At 75.4% G+C, this 1392-nt stretch carries 2 protein-coding genes; one reads left to right on the top strand and one right to left on the bottom strand.

Annotated elements, in window-relative coordinates; genetic code table 11:
- A partial coding sequence (locus ABLM29_RS22260) for a hypothetical protein (protein ID WP_349716838.1) occupies nucleotides 1–616 on the top strand: 616 nt, incomplete at its 5' end.
- Between the two features lie 10 nt (nucleotides 617–626).
- Here ABLM29_RS22260 and ABLM29_RS22255 read toward each other — a convergent pair.
- Nucleotides 627–1250, bottom strand: coding sequence for a bacterial proteasome activator family protein (locus ABLM29_RS22255; protein ID WP_349716837.1), 624 nt, complete (start codon nucleotides 1248–1250; stop codon nucleotides 627–629).
- Between the last annotated feature and the right edge of the window lie 142 nt (nucleotides 1251–1392).

The raw sequence follows: 1392 nt of genomic DNA, 5'->3' as shown, positions 1-1392 counted from the left end.
GCTGCTGGTCGGCGCGCTGCTGCTGGGCGCGCCCGCCGCCGTGCTCGCGGCGCCGGGCACCGCGAGCGCCGTGCGGGTCGACGGCTGCGGGGACCTGGACCTGACCGACCAGGAGGCCGTGACGGCGCGCGCCGAGGGCGTGGACAACGTCTTCGCCGGCGAGATCGTCGAGCGCGAGGTGGTCCGGGCCTCGGGCGAGAAGCTGGGCTGGCGCTACACGATCGAGGTGGGCGCCGGCTTCACCGGGCTGGTCAGCAGCGACAGCCGGGTCCGGCTGACGGTCCCGAACGAGGACGGGCGGCTGCTCTCCGCCAGGCTGCCGAAGGGCGCCTCCTACCTGTTCTTCGCCACGGAGGACGGCAGCCAGCTCGTCGCCGACCCGTGCCTGGGCGTGGTCCGGCTGAAGGGCGGCCTCACCACCGCCCTCACCGACCGGCTGGACGAGTACCTGTCGCCGCCCGCGCCCGTGGTGCCGACGCCGACGCTCACCCGCGACGCGGACACCGACGAGGAGTCGCCGGCGCTGGGTCGCCTCGTCGCTCCCGGCGCCGCGCTCGCGCTGGTCGGCGTGCTCGGGCTGGTGCTGGTCTCGCGCCTCGGGCGCGAGCGCCGCTGACGGCGCAGGCTCAGAGGTACATCCCGCTGCGGCCGTCCTCGCCGCCGTCGGCTCCCGGCGGGCCCTGCCCGGCCTCGGGGTGCGGCATCCCGGGGATGCCGCCGGGCGGCAGCGCCTTGCGGATCTGCTCGAACTGGGCCCGCGCCGCCATCTGCTGGGCGTAGATCGCCGTCTGGATGCCGTGGAACAGGCCCTCCAGCCAGCCCACCAGCTGCGCCTGGGCGATCCGCAGCTCGGCCTCCGACGGGGTCGTCGACTCGGCGAAGGGGAGCGACAGGCGCTCCAGCTCCTCGATCAGCTCCGGGGCGAGGCCTTGCTCGAGCTCGGAGATCGAGGCGCGGTGGATCTCGGCGAGGCGCTGCCGGCTCGCCTCGTCCAGCGGCGCCGACTTCACCTCCTCGAGCAGCTGGCGGATCATGCTGCCGATCCGCATCACCTTGGCGGGCTGCTCGACCAGGTCGGTCAGCGAGCGCTCGCCGTCCCCGTCCTCGGCGGTCTGCTCGCCGGCGCCGGTGTGCGCCGTCATCGCGCTGGCCGGCACCGACCCGACGGGCTGGCCGTCGGGGCCGACCACGATGATCCGCTGCTGGTCGGTGGGGCCGGGGGCGTCAGGCGCGGAGGGCGTCTCGCTCATGCCGCCACCCTAGCGACGGGGGTGGTTTCGAGGCTCGCTGCGCTCGCACCTCAACCACCGGCGGGCTCGCTGCGCTCGCACCTCAACCACCGGCGGGCTCGCTGCGCTCGCACCTCAACCACCGGCGGGCTCGCTGCGCTCG

Source organism: Nocardioides sp. YIM 152588, from assembly GCF_040191335.1.
Lineage (GTDB): Bacteria > Actinomycetota > Actinomycetes > Propionibacteriales > Nocardioidaceae > Nocardioides.
The sequence above is the reverse complement of the archived record's forward strand: the minus strand, read 5'-3'. Positions and strand labels throughout refer to the sequence as shown.

What these genes read in the sequence shown, in the direction of transcription:
- ABLM29_RS22255 (WP_349716837.1), bottom strand. Translation starts at nt 1,250, where the DNA reads ATGAGCGAGACGCCCTCCGCGCCTGACGCCCCCGGCCCCACCGACCAG.